A 24,006-nucleotide genomic window follows, 5' to 3' on the forward strand; every position below is an offset into this window, starting at 1 on the left:
GGTGAGTGCCATTCCCCCTTTGCCCGACCGATCTATTGGCCCGGCCCGATCCCGCGCGTCAGTGCCATTGCCTGCGCGATGTTCTGCGTCAACGGTGTGTTGCTGGCCAGGTTCTGCCGGACCAGTTCAATCTGCAGGCGATTGCCCACCTGTTGGCCATCGCCGGCCAGGGCGATGCTCTGCCCTACGCTGCCGTTGCGGATCCACTGCTGCACTTCGCCGACGCCGTCCAGCTGCAGCAGCAGGCGCGCCTGGTTGTTGACGAAGGACGCCGTGGCACGCGCTCCGCCCTGCTGGGCGCTCGCCGTGCCGACCGCACTGCCGGTCATGGCCGGTACCTCACCATCGCGCAGGGTCAGCGAGGTGACATTGCGCGCGACGTTGCCATCACCGGCCACCTGCACGCTCTGCACCAGCCCGGATGCGTTGGCCAGACCACTGCTGTCCACGCTGGCGATGCTGCCGCGCTGCGGCAGCGGCGCGTCGACGGCGGTGATGTTGACGCTGGGGGTGAAGCTCACTTTTGGCGTCCTGCCCTGGCGGAAGTCCATGCCCAGCGTCAGCGCGCCCTGCATGGCGGTGCCGTTGGCGGCCTGCCACTGCGAAATCATGGTGACGCCGAACCAGGCCACGTTGTTGCCGCCGACCGTGTAGCGCCCGCGCATCAGGTTGAGTTCCGGATCGGGTATTTCGGTCAGTCCATTGCCACGGGGTTGCTCGGCCAGTACCGCAGCGGGCATCAACCCCAGCAGCGCGGTGGCCAGTAGCAGAAGACGGGTATCCATGACGGTTCTCCTTCAGAACAGGTCGGCGTGGCTGAAGCCGAAGTCGACCAGTTCGGCATCGGTGATCGGCCCTTGCCGCGCGTACAGTGCGCGGGCGCTGGGTCGTTCGCTGGGTTGCAGCAGTACGCTGTTGCGATCGAAGTCACTGCCGATGACGATGAAAACGGCACGCGACGGCCATGCTTCAAGAAATTCAGCCAAGGGCAGGCTGCGGTTGCCAAGGATCGGGTCGGCGACTTCGACGATGTCGCCGCGCACCTGCTTCATCACCACGAAATGGCGGAAGCCACGCACGTCCATCAGTACCAGGCCGGGCACGCGCAGGTTGCGTAGGCGGGCTTCATCAACGCGGTAGCCGCGGCCCCGCATGCCCATTGATTCGACATAACGCTTGATATCCAGCAACTAGAAGCCGCGATCACGTACCAGCTGTTGATCGGACACCCCCATCATTCCTTCAATCACCGTCGCTTCGTCGGCATCCAGGTGATAGGCGTACTTGAGGATGGTTGCCAGCGCCGCAGCGCCGCAGCTGTAGTCCGTGTGCTGTCGCACCAGGTTGCGGAAACGCCGTTCCTGCATGCTCTCCACGCGTTGTTCGATCAGTGCGCCATTGGGCAGCACGCCACTGAACCTCACTTCGCCGGCCCGCGCCGCAACGGCGCTGCTCGACACGACCACGCCCAGCAGCAGGCTTGCGATCCAGGACACGTGCATTGCAACGGCTCCTTCCAAGAAAGGAGCCCCTGCCCCAAAGGGGGAGATGGAACAGGGGCTCCCGGGGAGCCCGGTCATTGGCGGATGACCGGGTTTGTTGCGCTCAACGCAGTCAGCCTGCGAAAGCGGTCACGCCTGGTCCTTACTCGCCGCCGCCGCCGCCCGGTGCCGGACCGGTCGAGGGCTGTGCGACGGCCAAGGCCAGGCTGTTGGCCTGCAGGTTGCCGCTGCCGGAGGCCACGTTCACGCCGATGTTGCCCGACGCGTTGGAGAACGCACTGCCGTTGAGGCCAGCGGTGTTGGTGGCATTGACTGCCACCCAGCGCGAGGTGCGGACGGTGCCGCTCAGGCTGGCATACAGGTCGGCCACGCCCAGTTCGACGAACTGGCTGGTGCCTTCCTCATCGGTGTCGAACGCGATGCCACCGACGCCGTCACGGTACGGGTTGTCGGTTGCGTTCTGGATTTCGTCATCCAGGTCGATGTGCCCGGTGGGGTTGCCACTGGCGTGCGGCAGTGCGCCGCTCCAGCTGTCCAGGTAGTAGTTGTCCTGCTGGTAGGCGTTGCCGGTTCCCTGATAGGTGCCAGCACCGATGGCAAGCGTGGCGCCGGCCACACGACCACGCAGGCTGACTTCAGTGGTGTCACTGAAGCGCTGCACGTAACCGGCGTTGGTCACCGAGTTGCCGCTGGATACCTGGTTGGAGGAGATGCTCGACTGCGCCATGGCGGCGGTCGCTACGGAGGCGGCAAGCGCGTTCTTCTGCGCGTTGTTGTTGCCCGACGCAACGTTGACACCGATGTTGCCCGAAGCCCCCGAGAACGCATTGCCACCCAGGCCGGCAGCGTTGGTCACGCCTTCGTTCATGGTGGTGTTGCCGCCCACGCCCTGGTTGACGAACACCTCGGCATCGGCCATGCCGAAGCTGAAGGAGGCATCGGCCGCGGAAAGCGAAGCGGCGTTGTCCTGCGCGTTGTTGTCACCGGCGGCGACGTTGAAGCCCAGGTTGCCCGAGGCACCCGAGGCGACGTCGTCGGAGATGGTGGCGGTGTTGTCCAGCATTTCGTTGGACGCATCGTTGGCGGTGATGCTCTGGCGGTTGTCGATGACGGCGATGGCGGCCGAATCGAGATCGATGGCACCGGTGATCTCCGGGTCGCCGGAGAAGTTGATGTCCGAGCTCAGGCGCAGGTCCTTCTCCAGGTTCACGTCCACGCCGTGGTTGTTCTTTTCCTTGCGCTCATCGGCGGAGATGTTGCTGGTCTCGTTGACCGTGACATCGCGGGTGTGGTCCACGTCGGAGAAATCGACGTTGGACCGGTTGGTGGCGGTATTGGTCGTGGTGCTGCTGTAGCGCACGTTCGACGTGGTGTTGGCCGTGTTGTTGGTGGTGCTGGTGTTGTTGGTGGTATTGGTGTTGCGCGTGGTGTTGCGCACCAGGTTGCGGCTGTCGTTCAGCGTGTAGTTGTCGTTGTCGGTATCGGTGTTGGTGTTGGTGTTGCTGGTCACGTTGTTGCGGGTGACGTTGCGGGTATCGTTCAACGTCCAGTTTTCATTGACGTTGTGGTTGTGGTTGATGTTCGCGCTCTGGTTCTGGTTGTCAGCTGCAGAGGCGGTTGCCACGACGCCTGCAATGGCCATGGCGAGTACAGTCCCTTTTACGATCGCTTTCATGGTGCCTTCTCTCTCATCAGTGGTGTAACGGGTGGGTACCACTCACGGGGTGCCGTGCACGGCCATACCGAGGATGTTGGCCGTATCGTTTCCTGCTCCCGCGATTTGATTGAGTTGCAGGACACCATCGAACCCCTGCAACGCCGACGCTGCCACGCCGACATTGCGGGTGCCCATGGCGTCGCCGTCACCGGCATTGCCCTGCCCCCCTGCTGACGCGGGTACGCGCGCTGCGGCAAGTGCCGCGTCGTCGGACTCGCGTATTCCTTCACGGGCCAGCGTCGCGCTGACGATGTTCACCATCGTGTTGGCGATGCCGCTGGCCTGGTTGATCGTTGCGATGCCACTGGCGCCCTGCAACGCCTGGCCGTCGATGTGCGCGCTGGCATGCAGCGGGCCATCCAGCAGCACGGTGTTGCGTGCCGAGGTGCTCCGCGCATCGATATCCACGTGCGCCTGGCCCCCCTGCGCCATGCCGATCAGGTTGGCTTGGGCATTGAGGTCACCGGCGGCCTGGTTGATCGCGATGAGGCCGTTGGCACCTGCCAGCGCGTGGCCCTCGATGCGTGATTGATTGAGGTAGCCCAGCATGCCGGCGTACTCGTCGGCAAACGCCGCACACGGCAGCAGCAGGCCCGCCATCAGCCATGCGCCGCACCGCTTCATTTGCCACCTGCCGGGGCGCTGCCCATCGGGAACTGGGCCAGCGCGCCGCGCACCGTATCGCCGATGCCGCGGGTACTGTTGCCCATCGCACTCAGTGGGCCGCTGAGCGCGCCGCTGATCTGGTTGCCGGAAATCATGCCGCCGTTGCCGCTGCCCAGCCGGCCTACCGCGCCGCCGAGCGCCGTGGTGGTGACCCGCTCCACGGTGGTGCTGCCGGTATGCGCGGGAGCCGCGCCCTGGCCAGCACCCAGCCCAGCGAAATCGTCGTCGCTGAGCTCGGCCATGCCGTTGGAGGTGCCCAGTGCCGCGCTGACTTCGCGCTGTGGCGAGGGATCGGCGATCAGGGCAATGCCCGGAGGCGCCGGACGGTAGGCGGTGCGGGCGTGCACGTCACGCAGCAGTACCATCTCACCTGGACGCGCGTTGACACCTTGACGCGCACCGGAGGCCCCGGCAACGGCGGGGCACGCCGTCAGCACGATCAGGCTGGCCATCAGGTAGGTATTGCGCGTTCTGCTGTCCATGCCGCTCTCCCGTTACGTATGGAGAGGGGAACGCAGCATTCGTGCCAACTACGCAAGGCCCGCCTGGCAAGGGAATTCGTGGCTCAGGGCGGGGCGTTGTGGATGCCGACCGTTACACCCGGGTGAATGCCGGGCGCTCGATGAATCAGCGAAGGCGACCGCCCCGCATGGCGCGGGCGCGGGTGTATCACCCCTGTTACAGGGGATGACACACCCCCGTACGCCCCCGCTTCAGCTGCCGATGTTCGTACGCCGGTAGTGACGGCCCATGGGCTGCCAGTGGCCGTCACTGCCGGCGCAGAGGCTGACGGTGCTCACGCGCGTGGCGCGGGATCCGGATCGTCGATACCCACGTTGGTGGATGGATTGTCATACACCGCCTGGTCCAGCAGGCCGGTCTCCTTGGCCACCAGCACCGGCACCAGCATCTGCCCGGTGACATTGGTCATGGTGCGCATCATGTCCAGGATGCGATCGATGGCGTACAGATAGCCGATGGTCTCCAGCGGCAATCCGGCCGCACTCAGCACCACCGTGGCCATCACCACCGCCGTGCCCGGTACACCGGCGGTACCGAAGCTGCCCAGCACCGAAGCAATCAGCACGATCACGTACTGCTCCACCGACATCGGCACACCGCTGTACTGCGATATGAACACTGCACACAGCGCCGGATAGATCGCCCCGCAACCATCCATCTTGATGCTGGCACCCAGCGGCACCGCGAAAGAACCGTAATCTTTGTTGACGCCCAGGTTGTGGGTGATCGAACGCAATGCGACCGGCATCGCCGCGAAGCTGGACGAGCTGACGAACGCCACCTGCATACCCGGCGCGGCCCCGCGGAAGAACTTCAGCGGGTTCAGGCCGTGCGCCAGCAGCAACGTGCTGTACACCACCACGATGTGCAGAGTGCACGCGATGTACAGCGCCAGCACGAAATTGCCCAGCGGCAGCAGCTTCTCGAAACCGTAGCTGCCCACCAGCGCGGCGATCAGGCCAAACGTCCCGATGGGGGTGACTTCCAGCACGAAGCGGGTCACCTGGATCATGATCTCGCTCAACTGCCCGACCAGCAGGCGGGCCTGGGTGACTTTCTCGCCCAGCTTGACGATGGCGAAGCCGACCAGCCCGGCGAAGAAGATCACCGGCAGGATCGAGCCCCGTCCGGCGGCCAGCACGGTCTCACCGGCGGCATTGACGCGCGTGCCGATGCCACTGAGCGCATAGAAGACATTCGACGGCACCACATCCAGCAACACCTGGATCACGCTGGGGACTTCGCGCTGCACGTAGTTGTGCGGCATCGCCAACTGCAGTCCACCGGCACCAGGCTGCATCACCGTGCCGACCAGCAGGCCGATACCGACGGCCAGCGCAGCGGTGATGACGAACCACAGGAACGTGCGGCCACTCAGCGCGGCGACCGATTTCTGGCCACTGAGCGAGGAGATGGCATTGATGACCGCGAAGAACACCAGGGGCACCGCGATCATCTTGATCAGCGTCACGTACAGGTCGCCCAACGGGCCGAACCAGGTTTCGGCAGCGGGGCCCATCAACCAGCCGGCCAGGGCGCCGAGGACGAAGCCTGCGACCACGCGTTGCCAGAACGGGATGCGCAGCCAGGCAGAGACCAGCTTCATGGAAATTCCAGGGGGGAGAGAATACTGATCGCACCTTAGCCCAACCCAGCTTCGGGTACGACAGGCCGAGCGGCAAATCAGCGTGTCATCGGCGTGCCTTGTCGTACGCGTCATAATGAACGCCTGTTCCGTTTCGTGAGGGCCCGCTGTCCATGATCCGTACCACCACCCTGCTCGCCGCCACCGCCGCCACGCTGCTGCTGGGCGCCTGTTCCAGCACGCCGCAGGCAGCGGGACCTGCCGGCCTGACGGTCGCGGTGCCTGCCGTGACCCACCCGGATGGCGAGACCCCGCAGTGGTGGTACCGCAGCGGCGCCGCCCAGGCCGCCGGCAATGGCGCCATGAACGGCAAAGCGAAGAACGTGATTCTGTTCCTCGGCGATGGCATGAGCCTGACCACCGTGGCCGCCGCGCGCATCTTTGAAGGCCAGCGCAAGGGCAGCTCGGGTGAAGAAAACCTGCTGTCCTGGGAGCACTTCCCGGCGACGGCATTCAGCAAGACCTACAACGTCGACTCGCAGACCCCGGATTCGGCCGGCACCATGACCGCCATCACCACCGGTGTGAAGACCCACATGGGCGCCATCGGCGTCAGTGCGGGCAAGCGTCCGGACTGTGCCGACAGCCTGCAGAAAGGCCTGTTGAGCTGGCTGCAGCTGGCCGACAGCGCCGGCATGGCGACCGGCATCGTGTCGACCGCGCGGCTGACCCACGCCACCCCGGCCGCCACGTACGCCCATTCGCCCGAGCGCAACTGGGAAAACGACACCGACCTGACCGAAGAGGCCAAGGCCGCCGGCTGCAAGGACATCGCCCAGCAGTTGCTATCCACTGCACGCTTCGGCCGCGGTCCGTTGGTCGCCCTGGGCGGTGGCCGCGGCGAGTTCACCACCGTGGAAGAACGGGATCCCGAATACGACGACAAGGTCGGCCAGCGCCTGGACGGGCGCAGCCTGGTCACCGAATGGCAGCAGGCCCATCCGCAGGGTGCCTACGTGTGGAATGCCGCGCAGCTCAAGGCCGCCGGCAACGCGCCGGCGATCCTCGGCCTGTTCGAGCCGGACCACATGCAGTACGAACACGAGCGCGCGCAGGATCCGGGCGGCGAGCCCAGCCTCGCCGAGCTGACCCGCACCGCCATCACCAACCTGTCCCGGCACCAGGAAGGCTACGTCCTGATGATCGAAGGCGCGCGCATCGACCACGCCAACCACAGCGGCAACGCCTACCGTGCGCTGACCGACACCGTGGCGATGTCCGACGCCGTGCGGGTGGCGACCGAACTGACGAAGGATGACGACACGCTGATCATCGTCACCGCCGACCATTCGCACACCCTGAACTTCGTCGGCTATCCGGCGCGCGGCAACCCGATTCTGGGCAAGGTGAAGGACAAGGGCGGCGAAGACGGGTTGGGCGCGCTGGATCTGGCACGGGACGGGGGCGGCCAGCCGTACACCACGCTGACCTACGCCAATGGCCCGGGCTTCACCGGCGCGACCAACCAGCAGCCGGCCGGCCCGAAGCGCTACCCGCACAATCCGTCCAGCTTCGACCCGTCCACCGGCCGTCCCGACCTGACCGCGGTGGATACCGAGCACCCGGATTACATGCAGGAAGCGCTGGTGCCGGGCAAGAGTGAATCGCACGGTGGCGAGGATGTGGGCATCTGGGCGCGCGGTCCGGGCAGCAAGGCGATCCGCGGCACGCTGGAGCAGAACGCGATCTACCACATGATCGTGCAGGCCACCCCGCGCCTGCGTGAGCGGCTGTGCGAAGCCGGCACCTGTGATGGTAACGGCGTACCGGTGGAACTGCCGGCACCGGTGAAGTTCGAGCGGAAACCGGCTGCCGAGTAAGGTGCTGGCTGGGAGGATGTGAAGCGAAGGCGGCGCCCCCTGCGGGTTGCCGCCTTTTCTTTCACTTGGACAAAGGCAGGCCGATCCGTTAGACCTGATGGAGGACTGAGGAGAGCAGGTCATGACCTACGATCACACGCGTGCGCTTGAACTTCTGAGGCTCGGCTCAGGCAACGTGATGGCAGATTTCCGGGAAGACCAGGAAGCCGCCATACGTCACGTCGTGGAGGGCGCAGGGCGTCTGCTCGTTGTGCAGAAAACCGGCTGGGGCAAGAGCTTCGTGTACTTCATCGCGACCCGGCTGCTCCGCGACAGGGGTGCCGGCCCTGCTCTGCTGGTATCGCCCTTGCTGGCACTCATGCGCAATCAGGTCCTTGCAGCGGAGCGCATGGGCCTTCGCGCTGCGACGTTGAACTCGGAAAACCGCGATGAGTGGGATGCCATCACAGCACGATTGCACAGCAACGACATCGACATCCTGCTTATCTCGCCTGAACAGCTGGGAAGTGAGTACTTCACTGCGGAAATCCTTGCACCGATCGCCTCTGACATCGCGTTGATGGTGATCGACGAAGCCCACTGCATATCAGACTGGGGCCACGACTTCCGTCCGCACTATCGCCTGTTGGAACGCGTCGTGAAGCGACTGCCGCAGAACCTTCGCCTGCTGGCTACGACGGCCACCGCGAATGATCGCGTCATGCAGGACCTGACCGCTGTCCTGGGACCCGGGATGCGGGTGATGCGAGGCGATCTGAATCGAAGCTCGTTGACCCTGCAAACGCTCCAGATGCCCGACAAGGCAAGTCGTCTGGCCTGGTTGGCGCAGCAACTGCACACACTGCCCGGTCACGGCATCATTTACACCCTCACTATAGACGACGCCAATCAAGTCGCAGCGTGGCTGCGGCTGCAGGGATTCGCAGTCGACGCCTACACCGGCAAGTCCGGCGAACACCGCCCTGCGCTGGAGCAGGCCCTGCAGGACAACAAGGTGAAGGCGCTGGTCGCAACGACTGCCTTGGGAATGGGCTACGACAAGCCCGATCTTTCGTTCGTCATCCACTACCAGATGCCGGGTTCCGTCGTCGCCTATTACCAGCAGGCAGGGCGTGCGGGACGCGCGCTCGAATCTGCATACGGGGTGCTCCTCAGCGGAGACGAACAGGAAGCAACCCTCGACTGGTTCATCCGCAGCGCATTCCCCAGCCGGGACGAAGTCACCCTGATCCTCGCTGCGCTTGAAAGCGCGCCCGAGGGGCTTTCCGTGCCGGACTTGATGGCACGGGTGAATCTGGGAAAGGGGCGCATCGAGAAGACGATCACCGCGCTGTCGCTCGAATCACCCGCACCGATCGCGCGGCAGCAGACCCGGTGGCAGCTCACGTCCGCCCTGCTGCGTCCTGAATTCTGGTCGCGGGCCGAACGCCTGACGGCACTCCGCTATCAGGAACTGCAGCAGATGAGGACCTACGTCGCTCAGCCCTTTGGCAGCCACATGGCATTTCTCATTGATGCCCTCGATGGCAACAGCGATATGCTCATGCCCCCTCGCCTGCCTGCCCTTCCCTCGGACATCGATACGACGCTGCTACAGCGCGCCCAGGCCTTCCTCAACCGGACCTGTCTGCCCATTGCCCCCAGGCTGAAGTGGCCCGTGGGCGGAATGCCCCGCTTCGGAATCCACAACGCCAGCTCCATTTCGCACGTGGCGCAGGCTGGAAAGGCCCTCTGCATGCTCAATGACGCCGGTCTCGGCCGCCTTGTGCAGGAGGGAAAATATGCCGACCATCACTTCCCCGACCGTCTGGTTGCCGCTTGTGTGGAGATGCTGCAAGATTGGAGCCCGCATCCCGCGCCCACGTGGGTGACCTGCGTGCCCTCCCCGCGACGCCCGGACCTGATGCCAGACTTTGCGATGCGCGTCGCCCATGCATTGGGCCTTCCCTTCTCGGTGGTCATTGCGGAATCACACGAAAGACCAGAGCAGAAGACGATGGCAAACAGCACGCAGCAGGCGCGGAACCTGGATGGCGCTCTCACCGTCACCGGATTGCCGTTGTCCAATGGGCCGGTCCTGCTGCTTGACGACATCGTGGATTCGCGTTGGACGCTGACCGTGGCCGCCTGGCTGCTTCGTCGCAGCGGAAGCGGCCTCGTCTGGCCGATGGTGCTTGCCAAGACAGGTCATGGCGGATGACCCCCCCCATCTCGCCGAACACCCAGGCCATTCTGCTGCTGACGGCCCCCCTGATCATCGGGAAGGCGAGCGGATCTTCTGATCCGCTGACACCGGGTGAGTACAAGGCACTTGCACGCCACCTGCGCAGCATCCACCGGCAACCTGCGGACCTTGTCACAGCTGACATGGATTCGGTGCTGCGCGACTGCACTGGCCTTGTTGACCGCGCGCGCCTGCAGAGACTGCTGGGCCGTGGTTTCCTGCTCAGCCAAGCCCTGGAGCGCTGGGGTGCGCGCGCAATCTGGGTTATCAGCCGCGCAGATCCCGGCTACCCGCGACGTCTCAAGACACGCCTTCGCGAAGACGCACCCGCCGTGCTCTACGGGTGCGGCGACCCGCACAATCTGGAGCAGGGTGGGCTCGCCGTTGTGGGATCAAGAAAAGTGACAGACAGCTTGATCGACTACACCACCGCCCTTGGACGTCTGGCCGCGGAAGCAGGGAGGCCGGTTGTGTCTGGCGGGGCGCGAGGGGTCGATCAAGCGGCCATGGGCGGCGCACTGAGCGCGGGCGGCCGGGTCTGCGGGGTTCTGGCAGACAGCCTGGAACAGCACAGCATGACCCGCGCGCAGCGCGATCCGTTGCTGGAGGGTCGCCTCACTTTGGTGTCTCCGTACGATCCGTCTGCCAGCTTCAACGTGGGCCACGCCATGCAACGCAACAAGCTGATCTACGCATTGGCGGATGTGGCGCTGGTGGTCAACGCAGATCTCGGCAAGGGGGGAACCTGGGCAGGCGCGGTTGAACAGCTGGAAAAGCACCGCTTTGTGCCACTGTTCGTACGATCTGCAGGAGAGTCCAGTGCAGGCCTCGACGGACTGCAGGCGAAGGGCGCGTCGCCTTGGCCCGCGCCACTCGACGTCGCCGCGCTGGAACAGGTGTTCCGCGAATCGAGCGGCTACACCGCATCGCGTGGGCGGGATTCCATACGCGCAGTCGCTGAAGCCGCTGCACCCTATGCGACCCAGGACAGCCACGCCATGGAGCCTTACGCCGTGCCTGCGGAGCCTGCTTCGCAGGGTGCACGTGACCTTCTCCAGCAGGGCGTGCGTGCCGCCTTCTCACGGCTGTTGCGTGAACCCCTGCAGGCGGCAGAGATCGCAGCGGCGCTGGAGGTATCGCTCCCGCAGACGCAGGTCTGGCTGACGTGGCTCGTCGATGAGGGTGTGCTGCACCATGAGCGGGCGTCGGCGCACTATGTGCTGCGCACTCCAGTTTCCGTCGATGGATCCAGCCCTGAAACACATTGAACGTGCCTGACCTCTCCGTTATCACGCCTGTCGATGCGCCCCTGCTGGTCGGCTACAGCGGCGGGCTGGATTCGACCGTGCTGCTGCACTGGCTGCTGAAGTCGGCGCAGGCGTGGGGGTTCACCCTGAGGGCGGTCCATGTCCATCACGGACTGCAGGTAGCGGCCGATGACTGGGCAGTGCATTGCCAACGCCAGTGCGATGCCTTGGGCGTGCCGCTGAGCGTGCGCCGGGTAGAGGTGGATCTTTCTTCCGGCATCGGCATGGAAGCGGCAGCACGCCAGGCACGGCGCGATGCCTTCGCAGCGGAACTACGCGCTGGCGAGACGCTCGCCCTGGCGCAGCACCAGGATGACCAGGCCGAAACCTTCCTGCTGCGTGCGCTGCGCGGTTCCGGCGTGGATGGGCTGGCGGCGATGTCGCCCGTATCGGCGCTGGGTACACATCGGCTGTGGCGACCGCTGCTGCAGACGCCGCGCTCGGTGTTGTTGAGCTACGCGCAGCAACACGGACTGGAGTGGATCGAAGACCCCAGCAACAGCGACGATGGCCCCGATCGCAACTTCCTGCGGCTGCACGTGCTGCCGCTGTTGCGCGAGCGGTGGCCGCACGCTGCCGCCGCGCTGGCCGCGAGCGCCGCGCACTGCGGTCAGCTGCGCGAGATGCTGGACGAAGAAGACGACGAGCTTCTGCAGCACGTGCAGGCCGCCGCGCGCGTGGTGTCGGTGGAGCGCCTGCAGCAGGTGTCACCGCCGCGCCGTGCCCGCGTGCTGCGTCGCTGGGTATCGACCCAGGGCGCTGCCGCCCTGCCCGCGCGCGTCCTCGCGCAGCTGGAAAACGAAGTGCTGCCGGCCGGGCCTGACCGCGAGGCACAGGTGCGCTGGCAGGATCACAGCATCCGCCAATGGCGCGGCCACTGGTACCTGTTGCCGGCAGAGCTGCCGCAACTGCCTGCCGGATGGCAGGCCAACTGGGATGGCCGCGCACCGCTGACCCTGCCCGATGGCGGCCAACTGCAACTGCAGGGCGCGGCGGCATTCGATGCGCCGATGCAGGTGACGGGCCGGCAAGGCGGCGAACGCATCCAGCTGCCCGGCCGCCGCCACCAGCATGCGCTGAAGGACTGCCTGCAGCGTGAGCAGCTGGCCCCATGGCGACGCCGCCAGCTGCCGCTGCTCTTCGCCGCCGATGGCCAGCTGCAGGCCGCCGCCGACGTGGTGCTGTCTGCGCCGCTGCAGGCTTGGCTGCAGCAGCACGATGCCCAGTTGCACTGGCGTCCCGGCGGCTGGTGAATTGACCCCTGCGCGCGGGCCGTCCACACTTGTCGCATGGCTAAGAAAACCCCCGAAAATGCGTCCCCGGTAGCCCAGTTCGAGCAGTCGCTCGAATCGCTGGAGCAGCTCGTCGAGCAGATGGAAACCGGAGAGCTCAGCCTGGAAGCGTCGCTCACCGCCTACGAACGCGGCGTCGGTCTGTACCGCCAGTGCCAGCAGGCGCTGGAACAGGCCGAACTGCGCGTGCGCCTGCTCACCGATCCGGCCCAGCCGGAAAACGCCGAGCCCTTCGACCCGCCGTCCCATGACGGTTGAAGCGATGTTCGCGCGCCTGCGCGATCGCATCGAAAGCCAGCTCGACGCCGCCCTGCCCTCGGCCACCGACGCCCCGCATCGGCTGCACCAGGCCATGCGCCATTCGGTGCTGGGCGGCGGCAAGCGCATGCGTCCTCTGCTGGTCTATGCGGCTGGCGACGTGTTCGGCACCGACCCGCACCAGTTGGATGCCCCGGCGATGGCGGTGGAACTCGTACACGCTTATTCGCTGGTACACGACGACCTGCCGGCGATGGACGACGACGCCCTGCGCCGTGGCAAGCCGACCACCCACATCGCGTTCGACGAAGCCACCGCCATCCTCGCCGGTGATGCGTTGCAGACCCGCGCCTTCAGCCTGCTGGCCGAAGCGGCACTGCCGGCGGAACTGCGCGTGGCCTGCCTGCAGGCGCTGGCCCACGCCTCCGGCGCGGCCGGCATGTGCGGCGGTCAGGCATTGGATATCGATGCGACCGGCCAACTGCAGTCGCTGGACGCACTGACCCGCATGCACGCGCTGAAGACCGGTGCGCTGATCCGCGCTGCCGTTCGCATGGGCGCGTTGTGCGGCCACGCCCCGGCAATCGATCTGGCCCGTCTGGACCAGTTCGCCGATGCGCTTGGCCTGGCCTTCCAGGTGCGTGATGACATCCTGGACGTGGAAGCCAGCTCCGAGCAGCTCGGCAAGACCGCCGGCAAGGACGTGGCGCAGGACAAATCCACCTTCCCCGCCCTGCTGGGAATGGACGGCGCCAAGGCCAGGCTGGCCGAGCTGAGCACAGTGATGGACGACGCCCTGGCCCACTACGGCGAAGAAGCCGATGCGCTGCGCGCCCTCGGCCGCCTGGCCATAGAACGCAATCACTAGCCGGTAGTGACGGCCGCTGGCCGTCAACCTTCGATACTGACGCCCGCTGGTCGTCACGCTTCACCGCCCGGTCCATAATCGCCCACACCCCCTGCCAGTATCGCCCTAGCGAAAGGACGCCTAGACCATGCTGAGCCAGCACTTCCTGTTCTTCTTCGCCATGCTTGGCGCGTTCATGGGGCTCGGCCTGGCCAGCTTTCTCTGGTGGCGTGCCAAGGGCGAACCCACCCAGCGCTGGCTGTCCCTGCTGGTGCTGGCGGTCGGCGTGCGCACCGGCAAATCCGTGGTCTTCCACTTCTGGCCCGACATCCCGCGCATCGCCCTGCAGCTCGGCCTCACCGCCTGTTTCCTGATCGGGCCCTGCCTGTACTTCCTTATCCGCTCCACCCAGGGCAACACGCCCGGCGCCAGCCGCGTGGACCGCTGGCATATCACCGCGCTGGTCATCATCACCCTGGCGGTGAACCTGTTCCTGCCCTACGCAGGCAACGATCTGCTGTGGCGAAACCTCATCACCCCCGGCATCAATTACGCCTGGCTGGCCTACCTGCTGCTGGCCACGGTAGAGCTCTATCGCCACCGCGTGCATCTCGCGCGAAGCCCGTCAGGCCCGCTGCTGCTGGGCGCGCTGGTCGGCATCTGGTTGATCTGGACCACCTACTACACCGCCGGCTACACCTCCTACATCGTCGGCGCGCTGTGCTTCACGTTCGTGCTGGTGTCCAGCGTGCTGGTCTACCTGCGGCTGCGCTCCGGGAAGGCCGCCATCGAGCCCTACCAAGACCGCCGCATCCCGACCGACGAGGCAACCACCCAGCTGCAGGCGCTGGCCGAACTGATGGCCCGCGAGCGCCTGCACCTGGATCCCGGCCTGACCCTGCCGCGCCTGGCCCGTCGCATGGGCGTGCCGCAGACCCGGCTGTCGCAGCTGCTCAACGCCGACAACCAGACCTCGTTCAAGCAGTACCTGGCGCAACTGCGGGTGGCCGAAGCCAAGTCGCTGCTGCTGCAGGTGCCGATGAAGCCGCTGGAGATCGTGGCAACCGAAGCCGGCTTCCAGTCGATGTCGACCTTCCACAGCGCGTTCAAGAAGCACGAGGGCATCACCCCCGCCGCCTTCCGCAGTCGCCGCACGGACTCCGGAAATGCATTCCAGCACTCCTGAAACACGACGCAACATATTGATCTGAAAGGGATGACCTAACGTGCGAACTCCTTCCCGTGAGTCCGCACCATGTACACATCCCGCTTCATCCGCCCCCTGCTGATGCTGCTGCTGGCCGCCTGCCTGGGCGCGGTCTACACAGTCCAGGCGGCCACCCCGCAGCGCATCCTGTTCGTCCTTTCCAGCAGCAAAGTCCACGGCAGCTCCGCGCTGCCGGCCAGCGTCAGCTTCGGCGAGGTCGTCCACGCATGGGATGTCTTCCACGAAGCCGGGTATGCCGTGGACTTCGTCTCGCCCGATGGCGGGGCCGTGCCGATCCTGGATTCCTACGTCAGCGACGATGTGGCCGCGCGCCAGCAGGACCCGCGCATCATGACCGGGCTGCGCAACACCACCACGCCCGCACAGGTTGATCCGTCGCTCTATCGCGCCGTGTACTACGTCGGCGGCAGCAACGCCATGTACGGCGTTGCCGAAAACCCGCAACTGCAGCGCATCGCCGTGCATGTCTACGAGCGCAACGGTGGGGTGGTGTCGGCCGTCTGCCACGGCACCGCCGGCATCGTGGACCTGACCCTCAGCAGCGGCCAGCGCCTGCTCGCCGGCAAACGCATCACCGGCTATCCGGAGCAGCACGAACAGCAGGACGCGGCCTACTTCAAGCAGTTCCCGTTCCTGATCGGCCAGACGGTCACCGCACGTGGCGGCACCTTCAGCGCGATCGACAGCGAACAGCCGTACATCCAGGTCGATGGGCGGGTGGTCACCGGCCAGAACTACGCCTCGGCCGCGCCGGTGGCCAAGGCCGTGGTGGAGGTGCTGCGCGGCGGTCGCGCCGAGGTGGAGAAGGTCATGCAGAAGGTCGTGCAGGCGTTCGAAGCCGGTGACGCCAACCGGATGTTCGAGGTCCTGCGACGCGACGGCGTCGTGCTCGGCTACTCGGCCGGGCAGCGCCGCGTGGTCACCCAGAGCGCCGAGGAATGGGCCACCGGCTTTACCGGCGTGGCCGCTGACGAAGACCAGCGCTACCGCCGCTACGAAATCCTCGACGTCAGCGAAAACGCCGCCGTGGTGAAGCTGATCCTCGATTACCCCCGCTGGAAAGGGCAGGACTATCTGGCGCTCTCCCGCATCGACGGTAACTGGATCGTCGTCTCCAAATCCTGGTCAGGCCAGGTTAAATCCTGATTCGTTGAACCAACGCGCGTCGCCACACACCCACCATCGAGAATCCGCATGAAGACCCTGATCCGATCCGTTGCACTCGCAGGCAGCCTGCTCCTGCTGATCCCCACCTACGTCATGGCACAGGCCAGCGACCGCGATGCCGTCGACCAGGTCATGCAGACCTTCATGCGTGCCTACACTACGGCTGACAACGCACGCGCCAAACAGGTCTTCCGCAGCGACGGGGTGATGATCGGCTACTCGGCCGCCCGCGGCAGCGGCCTGGTCACGCGCACCGGAGAGCAGTTCGCCGAAGGCTTCAACGGCAAACCGGCGGCCAACGAAGCCCAGCGAAAGCGCAGCTACGAAATCGTCGACATCGCGCATAACCTGGCTGCCGTCAGAGTGACGCTGGACTATCCCGGCTGGGATGGCGTGGACTACGTCGTGCTGCTGAAGACCGACGGCAAGTGGATGATCATGAGCAAGTCGTGGACCGGACAGGCCAAGCCCTGACGGTTCGCGGGCCAGATGGAGTCCGCCGAGCACGGCTCGGCGCTACAACGTCCGACGCAGATCGGTAGCGCCGACCCACGGTCGGCGAGCGCAGCGGGCCGCTCGATCACGCAGTCCGCCGAGCACGGCTCGGCGCTACAACGGCCGAAGCAGTTCGGTAGCGCCGACCCACGGTCGGCGAGCGCAGCGGGCCGGACGATCACGCAGTCCGCCGAGCACGGCTCGGCGCTATAACGGCCGACGCAGATCGGTAGCGCCGACCCACGGTCGGCGAGCGCAGCGGGCCGGACGACCGCGCAGTCCGCCGAGCACGGCTCGGCGCTACAGCGGCCGAAGCAGATCGGTAGCGCCGACTCACGGTCGGCGAGCGCAGCGGGGCGGGCGACCACGCAGTCCGCCGAGCACGGCTCGGCGCTACAACGGCCGAAGCAGATCGATAGCGCCGACCCACGGTCGGCGAGCGCAGCGGGCCGGACGACCACGCAGTCCGCCGAGCACGGCTCGGCGCTACAACGGCCGAGGCAGTTCGGTAGCGCCGACCCACGGTCGGTGAGCGCAGCGGGCTGGACGACCACGCAGTCCGCCGAGCACGGCTCGGCGCTACAACGGCGTGGATGCCGTCAGCGGGTAACGTCCATCTTTGGCTTGGCTGCTGATCACCAGCTTGCCGCCCTTGCACACATCCACGTTGGGATACACCACCTGCTGGCCGTTGCGGAACGCAACGCGCAGATCGTAGCGGCAACCGGTGTTGGCCACCGCGAGCCGGGTGGCCCCGCCGCCGCCAGGCAGCAGGTCGATGTCGACCTGCCGGAAGCGGTCGGTACCGGCCGGTGCCACCGCGACACCCGTGACGCTGTCATGGGCGCGGTTGAGCAGTTCGAGATAGCGGATGCCCTCACCTGCGTGCACGGTGGCTGCAGCGGAGAGAAGGGAAAGGACAGCGAATCGGATCATGGGCATCTCACGGGTTCCAGTAGGTGGCGGTGGACCGGTCGCAGCGACGTGGCGGCGCGGTCCGGCGTCTGCATCACGCGCTGCACGCACTCGCCCCGCAAGCGATCCGGGACCAATCGTCAGCCAGCGCGGACCAATCGCAGCCGGCCGCCACAGCGCTTCCGCCCGCTCCCCACCGGGCCTAGGATGGGCCAGCTCCGAACGTCGGGCGCACGGGATACCGCAATGAAGATCCGCCTCGGCACGACCCGCATCGGATGGGTGCCCTACCTCGCCATCTGGACGGCGGTGGCCATCGTGTTCGCCCTGCAGAACGCACTCACCCGCTCGCTCAATGGCGAGGCCGCTGCCCTGTTCGATCACCTGCGCTGGTCGATGATCCAGTGGTACAGCTGGGCTGCGCTGGCGCCGTTGGTGTTCCGGCTGGCCGTGCGTTATCCCCTGCAGCCAGGGCGGCACCTGCTCGGACTGGGCCCACAACTCGTCGCCAGCCTCGCCGTCACCTTCATGGCGATGATCACCGGCGCATTGATCTCCACGCTGTTCGAGCCCAGCGGCTTCGCCGATCAGCTGGGCTACTTCCTTGCCCAGCATTTCGCGGTGGGGATGCTGACCTACTGGGCCCTGTTTGCGATACAGCAGGCGATGCACTTCCATGCCGAGCAGGCGCAGCGCACGCTGGAGGCCAGTCAACTGGCCACCGATCTCGCGCATTCACGACTGGTCGCCCTGAAATCCCAGCTGCAACCGCATTTCCTGTTCAACACGCTGCACGCCATCATTACCCTGCTTGACGAAGACAAGGCATCGGCCGAAGACATGCTGCTGCGGCTGAGCGAGCTGCTGCGCGCCTTCCTGGAGGACTACGACGGCCAGGAAATCACCCTGCGCCAGGAGCTGGAGCTGATCGAGCTGTATCTCGGCATCCAGCGCACGCGGTTCAAGGACCGTTTGCAGAGCCGCATCTACATCGCACCTGAAACGCTGGACTGCGCCGTGCCCAGCCTGTTGTTGCAGCCCATCGTGGAGAACGCCGTGCGGCATGGCATCGGCAACCGTGTGGGCAGCGACACCATCGAGATCGAGAGCCGTCGCGAGGGGGACACGCTGTGCATCGAAGTGCGTAACCGCAACAGCACCCTGTCCACCGAACCGGAACCGTCCGCCGGCCACGGTATCGGCCTGTCCAACACGCGCCTGCGCCTGAAGGAGCTCTACGGCGGTGCCGCCGATGTGCGCTTGGACATGATCTGGCCAGAGGGCGTGGTCTGCCGCATCCGCGTGCCCTTCCGCGAGCTCGAAGGGCCGGATGAGGGACCCGAGTTCAGCGCCGGGCTCGCCCCCGCATGAGCATCGCCACGCTGGTGGTGGACGATGAACCCATCGCGCGGCATGCGATCGTCCGGTTATTGCGCGATGATCCGCAGATCGAGATCGTCGGTGAGTGCGGCGACGGCGTGTCCGCAGTGAAAGCGATCCGAGAGCACTCGCCGGACCTGGTCTTCCTCGACATCCAGATGCCTGCCATCACCGGGCTGGACGTGGTCGCCACCATCGGCGCGGAGCGCATGCCCGCTACGGTGTTCGTTACCGCCTATGAGCAGTACGCGGTGAAGGCGTTCGAAGCGAACGCGGTGGACTATCTGGTCAAGCCTTTCAGCCGCGAACGCTTTGCCGCCACGCTGCAGCGCGCGAAGGACCGCCTTTCCGCACGTACGGGCATGGTACCCGAGGCGTCGGCCCGCATCCTGCAGGCACTCGATGCCCTGCGTCCGCGTGAGGACTACCTGGAGCGGATTCCGCTACGCGTGGACGAGCACGTGGTGCTGGTGCCGGTGGATGACATCGTCTGGATCAAGGCGGACCGCAACGTCGTGCAGATCCACGTGGCCGACCGTATCCATGAACTGCGCGAGACCATGACCGCCCTCGCCGCCCGGCTGGATCCGCGGCACTTCGCGCGCGTGCACCGCTCTGCCATCGTCAACGTACGGCGGGTGAAGTCCATCCACCCGTGGTTCAACGGCCACCACGTGGTGACGCTGGATACCGGGCAGCAGCTGCGCATGAGCCGTTATCAGAACGAGGCGTTCATGAGGCTGGTGTCGATGCGTGGGGAGCGGTGAGACACGGAGGGGAGCCGACTGGAGGGGAAGCCGACTGAAGTCGGCTCTACCTGTCGGCTCTACCTGTCGGCTCTACCGCGTTACGCAGCCGGATGCGAGGATTGGTGGCGGAACTTCCGCGACAACCATTCACCCAGGTCGTCGACCACGGTGAACGCGGCCGGGATGACGATCAGGCTGAGCAGCGTGGAGGTGATCAGTCCACCGATCACGGCGATCGCCATCGGTGCGCGGAAACTGGAGTCACCGGCAAACCCCAGCGCGATGGGCATCATGCCCGCGCCCATCGCCAAGGTGGTCATGATGATCGGCTGCGCACGCTTGCGGCAGGCATCCACCAAGGCGTCGTGCTGGCTCATGCCGTGCTCGTCCTCGGCGATCACCGCGTAATCCACCAGCAGGATGGAGTTCTTGGTGGCGATGCCGATCAGCATCAACAGCCCGATCAGCGCTGGCAGGGACAGCATGTTCTGGGTGATCAACAGCGCACCGAAGGCACCGCCCGCGCACAGCGGCACCGCCGCCAGGATGGTGATCGGCATCAGCGCATGGTTGAACAGCAGCAACAGCACCATGTAGATGCAGACCAGGCCGGCCGCCATCGCCAGCATGAAGCCGATGAACAGCTCGACGAAGACTTCCGCATCGCCGGTGTTGAGGAAGCTCACGCCGGGCGGCAGCTGCTTGACGCTGGGCAGCGCCTGCACTTCGGTCATCACCTCGCCCAGCGGACGACCGTTGAGTTCGGCGGTAAGGGTCACGTTACGCTGGCGCTGGTAGCGCGAGATCTGCGACGGCCCACTGCCCTGCTGGATCTCGGCCACCGCCGCCAGTGGCACCGGACCGTTGCGGCCAGGCACCCGCAGCTGTCCGATCAACGCCGGATTGGCCAGCGTGGCCTCAGCGAAGCCCACCCGGATCGGGACCTGCCGGTCCGGCAGGTTGAGCTTGGCCAGCCGCTGTTCGTAATCACCGGCGGTCGCGATGCGCGCGGCCTCGGCGATATCAGCGGTCGCCACGCCCAGATCGGCTGCGCGGGCCGCGTTGGGCACGATCTGCAGCTCCGGGCGCAGCAGCGACGCGGTGGACGACACGCTGCCCAGGCCCTGCAGGCTCCGCAGGTCACGCTCCAGTGCGGTGGACGCATCCTGCAGCCGCTGCGGGTCGTCGCCGGACAGCACCAACTGCAGCAGGTTGCCGGGCTCGGAGCTGACATAGCTCACGCGCACGCCCGGCAGGTTGGCCAGCCGCTGGCGTGCGTCACGTTCGAGTTCCTGCTGGCCACGGTCGCGCGTATCGGCGGTGCCCCAGTCCAGCACGAGGGTGGCCTTGCGCGGCTCACCCACGCCCGTCGCACCCGGGTCGCCGAGGTCGAGCACGCTGCCTACCGCGGTGTACACCTGCTTGAGTTCCGGCATCCCGGTCAGCAGCGCGCGGGCGCGCTCGGCCACCGCGACGGTGTCCTGCAGCCGCGTGCCCGGCGGCAGTTCCAGGTTGAGGTTGCTGCGGCCCAGATCGGATTGCGGGATGAAGGTCGCCGGGATGAAAGGCACCAGCGCAAGCGATGCCACGAACAGCCCGGTGGCCAGCCACAACGTGCGGCCGCGATGACGCAACGCGGCGTCCACCCAGCCGAGGTACCAGACCATCAAACGGGAGTCGGGCTTCTCTTCGCCGTGCGGCTTGAGCAGGTAGGCGGCCATCATCGGCGTCAGCAGGCGCGCCACCAGCAAGGAAAACAGCACCGCCGTGGCGGCCGTCCAGCCGAACTCGCGGAAGAACTTGCCGGCGATGCCGGGCATGAACGCCACGGGCACGAACACCGCGGCCAAGGTCAGCGAGGTCGCAATGACCGCGTTGCCGATTTCACCCGCGGCCTCGCGCGCCGCCTCCAGCGGCGGCTTGCCCATGCGCAGGTGGCGCACGATGTTCTCGATTTCCACGATCGCATCGTCCACCAGGATGCCGACCACCACTGACAGCGCCAGCAGCGTGATCATGTTCAACGTGAAGCCGAAGAAGTGCATGACCGCGAAGGTGGGAATGATGGACAGCGGCAACGCGAGTGCCGCCACCCACGTCGCACGCCAGTCGCGCAGGAACAACCAGACCACCAGCAGGGCCAGCAGCGCGCCTTCCCACAGCATGGTCATCGACGAATCGTAGGAGCGGTGGGTCTCGTCGATGGCCGTGGTGACCAGTCGGAAATCGATCCCTGGATGCGCTGCCTTGATCTGGTCCAATGCTGCATGGACGCCGGCCTCTACCTTGACCTCGCTGGAGCCGCGCGTGCGCGACATCGAAAACGCCACGACCTCACCGCCATCCAGCAGCGCCGCCTCGGTCGGATCCGCCGCCGCATCGGTGATCGTGGCCAATGTCGACAGACGTACCGCACGGCCATCCGGCAAGGCAATGGAGTAATCGCGCAGCGCCTGCGCATCGCCTACCGTGCCCAGCGTGCGGATGGTCTGCTGCGCCCCGGCGATTTCCGCCTTCCCGCCCGCACGCTCTACCTGGATCCGGGCCAACTGCTGCGATACATCGCCGGCGGTGATGCCCATCGCGATCAGCGCATTGGGATCCAGGTCCACGCGCACCTGCCGCTGTACGCCGCCCACGCGGGTCACCTGTGCCACGCCGGGTACGCCGTACATGGCGCGGGCGATGTCGCGGTCGACGAACCAGCTCGCCTCATCCGGCGTCATGTGCGGAGCGACCAGCGCATAGGTCATCAGCGAACCGCCGATGTCGACCTTGGAGATCACCGGTTCCTGGATGTCCTGCGGCAGATCCGTGCGGATGCGGGTGACGGCATCACGAGTATCGTCCAGCGCGGTGGCCAGGTCGGCCTCAAGCTGGAACTCGATGGTGGTGGTGCTGACGCCTTCGCTGACCGACGACATCACCCGCTTCACGTTGTTCACCGTGGCGACCGAGTCTTCCACTTTGCGGGTGACTTCGGCTTCCAGCTGGCTCGGCGACGCACCGGGCTGGGTCACCGTCACGGTGGTCATCGGGAAGGCGATGTCCGGGAAGCGCGCCACCGGCAACTGGTAGAAGCCCCACAGACCCGCCACACACAACACGAAGAAGATCAGCAGCGCAGGCAGCGGGCGCTTGATCGCCCATGCAGAGAAGTTCATCGTGCGGCCGCCTTCGCCGCGCTGACCACGCGCACGCGATCCCCCTCGCCGAGGAAACCAGCGCCCTCCACCACCACCTTGTCACCCGCCTTCAGGCCGTCGAGGATCGCGGTGCGGCCTTCCACGGCCTGTCCTGTACGTACCCGCAGGCGCGCTGCCTGCTGCTTGTCACTCACGCTGAAGACATAGCTGTGGCCATCACGCTGCACGATCGCGGCGGTCGGAATGGTCAGCACCTCGCCGTCGCCGGTGACGATGCGGCCTTCGACGAAGACGCCGGGCTTGAGGGGACCGGGCGTGGGCAGGTCGGCGTACAACGTGCCGGTGCGCGTCTGAGCATCCACCCCCGGAGTGACCGCACGGATGCGGCCGGTGACCACCTGCCCTGCGTAAGGCAGCTCGATCGCATTGCCGACCGCCACATCGGCGAGCTGGTTTTCCGGCAGCTCGGCACGCCACTCCAACCGACCATCACGGATCAGGCGCAGCAGTTCGGTGCCGGCCGACACCACCTGGCCCGGCTGCACCAGCCGCTTGGAGATCAGTCCATCGGCCGGGGCACGCAGGTCGGCGAACTCGCGGCGCAGGCGTGCCGCATCGCGTGCGGCGCGCGCCGTCGCGGTCTGCGCTTCGGCATTGATGCGGCTGGCCCGCAGTTCATCCAGGCTGCTGGCACTGATGAGTTGCTGGGCAGCCAGCTTCTCGCTGCGATCGAAGTTCAGGCGGGCCAGGTCCTGCGCGGCCTGTGCCTGCTTGAGCGATGCGTCGGCCTGCGCCAGTTCGCTGTCCAGCGTGCGATGGTCCAGTTGCAGCAGCACCTGCCCCTTCTTTACCCACTGGCCGACATCCACCGGCAACGCGGTAACGCGCTGGCCGCTGATCTCCACGCCCAACTGCATTTCCTCATACGCGGTGACCGGGCCGGACACCAGCACGGTGCGCGCCATCACCTGCTGCTCCGCCGTAGCCAGCGAAACCGGCAGCGCCGAGGTTTCCGCCGCGGCCTCGGCAGCCGTGTCCTCCTTGCCAGCGCATGCGCTGAGCAGGATCGCGATCAGGAGCAGAGGGGTAACACGCACGAAGGGTGCACGCATGAGGGGATTTCCGG

19 protein-coding genes and 1 pseudogene are annotated in these 24,006 nt (G+C 66.2%); 11 read left to right on the plus strand and 9 right to left on the minus strand.

Going from position 1 to position 24,006, the window contains the following annotated elements; genetic code table 11:
- Positions 1–32: 32 nt before the first annotated feature.
- The 6 genes and pseudogenes from IFT65_RS13360 to IFT65_RS13385 form a co-directional block, all read right to left on the minus strand.
- Complete coding sequence (locus IFT65_RS13360) at positions 33–740, minus strand: hypothetical protein (RefSeq protein ID WP_192081913.1); 708 nt, start codon at positions 738–740, stop codon at positions 33–35.
- Positions 741–797: 57 nt separating this feature from the next.
- A pseudogene (locus IFT65_RS13365) lies at positions 798–1,502 on the minus strand (C39 family peptidase).
- Positions 1,503–1,644: 142 nt separating this feature from the next.
- Positions 1,645–3,177, minus strand: a complete 1,533-nt coding sequence (locus IFT65_RS13370) for an adhesin (protein ID WP_192081842.1) — start codon at positions 3,175–3,177, stop codon at positions 1,645–1,647.
- Between the two features lie 42 nt (positions 3,178–3,219).
- Entirely contained in the window at positions 3,220–3,819 is a 600-nt protein-coding gene (locus IFT65_RS13375; protein WP_249405165.1) for a hypothetical protein, read from the minus strand.
- Positions 3,820–3,839: 20 nt separating this feature from the next.
- Positions 3,840–4,337, minus strand: a complete 498-nt coding sequence (locus IFT65_RS13380; RefSeq protein ID WP_342365894.1) for a hypothetical protein — start codon at positions 4,335–4,337, stop codon at positions 3,840–3,842.
- 344 nt (positions 4,338–4,681) lie between these two features.
- Entirely contained in the window at positions 4,682–6,013 is a 1,332-nt protein-coding gene (locus IFT65_RS13385; RefSeq protein ID WP_192081845.1) for a dicarboxylate/amino acid:cation symporter, read from the minus strand.
- A gap of 152 nt (positions 6,014–6,165) precedes the next feature.
- Here IFT65_RS13385 and IFT65_RS13390 point away from each other — a divergent pair, with 152 nt between their 5' ends.
- From IFT65_RS13390 to IFT65_RS13430, 9 genes are all read left to right on the plus strand, one after another.
- Positions 6,166–7,872, plus strand: coding sequence for an alkaline phosphatase (locus tag IFT65_RS13390; RefSeq protein WP_192081846.1), 1,707 nt, complete (start codon positions 6,166–6,168; stop codon positions 7,870–7,872).
- 121 nt (positions 7,873–7,993) lie between these two features.
- Positions 7,994–10,072, plus strand: a complete 2,079-nt coding sequence (locus tag IFT65_RS13395) for a DEAD/DEAH box helicase (protein WP_192081847.1) — start codon at positions 7,994–7,996, stop codon at positions 10,070–10,072.
- Complete coding sequence (locus IFT65_RS13400; protein WP_192081848.1) at positions 10,069–11,364, plus strand: DNA-processing protein DprA; 1,296 nt, start codon at positions 10,069–10,071, stop codon at positions 11,362–11,364. The genes IFT65_RS13395 and IFT65_RS13400 overlap by 4 nt, the downstream gene beginning before the upstream one ends.
- 2 nt (positions 11,365–11,366) lie before the next feature.
- Positions 11,367–12,656: a tRNA lysidine(34) synthetase TilS gene (gene tilS, locus IFT65_RS13405; RefSeq protein WP_192081849.1), complete on the plus strand. Its 1,290-nt coding sequence runs from the start codon at positions 11,367–11,369 to the stop codon at positions 12,654–12,656.
- Positions 12,657–12,692: 36 nt separating this feature from the next.
- Positions 12,693–12,953, plus strand: a complete 261-nt coding sequence (locus IFT65_RS13410) for an exodeoxyribonuclease VII small subunit (protein ID WP_192081850.1) — start codon at positions 12,693–12,695, stop codon at positions 12,951–12,953.
- Positions 12,943–13,821: a farnesyl diphosphate synthase gene (locus tag IFT65_RS13415; RefSeq protein ID WP_192081851.1), complete on the plus strand. Its 879-nt coding sequence runs from the start codon at positions 12,943–12,945 to the stop codon at positions 13,819–13,821. Before IFT65_RS13410 ends, IFT65_RS13415 begins: the two co-directional genes overlap by 11 nt.
- Positions 13,822–13,948: 127 nt before the next feature.
- On the plus strand, positions 13,949–14,986 hold the full coding sequence (locus tag IFT65_RS13420) for a helix-turn-helix domain-containing protein (RefSeq protein WP_192081852.1): 1,038 nt from the start codon (positions 13,949–13,951) through the stop codon (positions 14,984–14,986).
- 69 nt (positions 14,987–15,055) lie between these two features.
- Complete coding sequence (locus IFT65_RS13425; RefSeq protein ID WP_192081853.1) at positions 15,056–16,174, plus strand: nuclear transport factor 2 family protein; 1,119 nt, start codon at positions 15,056–15,058, stop codon at positions 16,172–16,174.
- Between the two features lie 48 nt (positions 16,175–16,222).
- Positions 16,223–16,669, plus strand: coding sequence for a nuclear transport factor 2 family protein (locus IFT65_RS13430; RefSeq protein WP_192081854.1), 447 nt, complete (start codon positions 16,223–16,225; stop codon positions 16,667–16,669).
- Positions 16,670–17,269: 600 nt separating this feature from the next.
- On the opposite strand, the gene IFT65_RS13435 is transcribed toward IFT65_RS13430, so the two are convergent.
- On the minus strand, positions 17,270–17,626 hold the full coding sequence (locus IFT65_RS13435; RefSeq protein WP_192081855.1) for a hypothetical protein: 357 nt from the start codon (positions 17,624–17,626) through the stop codon (positions 17,270–17,272).
- A gap of 225 nt (positions 17,627–17,851) precedes the next feature.
- Here IFT65_RS13435 and IFT65_RS13440 point away from each other — a divergent pair, with 225 nt between their 5' ends.
- Entirely contained in the window at positions 17,852–18,976 is a 1,125-nt protein-coding gene (locus IFT65_RS13440) for a histidine kinase (RefSeq protein ID WP_192081856.1), read from the plus strand.
- Positions 18,973–19,752 (plus strand): response regulator, encoded by a 780-nt coding sequence (locus tag IFT65_RS13445; protein WP_192081857.1) that lies wholly within the window; start codon positions 18,973–18,975, stop codon positions 19,750–19,752. The genes IFT65_RS13440 and IFT65_RS13445 overlap by 4 nt, the downstream gene beginning before the upstream one ends.
- Positions 19,753–19,832: 80 nt before the next feature.
- Here the strand turns inward: IFT65_RS13445 and IFT65_RS13450 are convergent, their stop codons facing one another.
- Positions 19,833–22,898 carry an efflux RND transporter permease subunit gene (locus IFT65_RS13450; protein ID WP_192081858.1) on the minus strand — a complete coding sequence of 1,022 codons (3,066 nt, stop codon included), beginning with the start codon at positions 22,896–22,898 and terminating at the stop codon, positions 19,833–19,835.
- Positions 22,895–23,992 (minus strand): efflux RND transporter periplasmic adaptor subunit, encoded by a 1,098-nt coding sequence (locus IFT65_RS13455; protein WP_192081859.1) that lies wholly within the window; start codon positions 23,990–23,992, stop codon positions 22,895–22,897. Before IFT65_RS13455 ends, IFT65_RS13450 begins: the two co-directional genes overlap by 4 nt.
- Positions 23,993–24,006: the final 14 nt, after the last annotated feature.

The sequence above is a fragment of the Stenotrophomonas sp. CFBP 13725 genome, from assembly GCF_014841935.1.
GTDB lineage: Bacteria > Pseudomonadota > Gammaproteobacteria > Xanthomonadales > Xanthomonadaceae > Stenotrophomonas.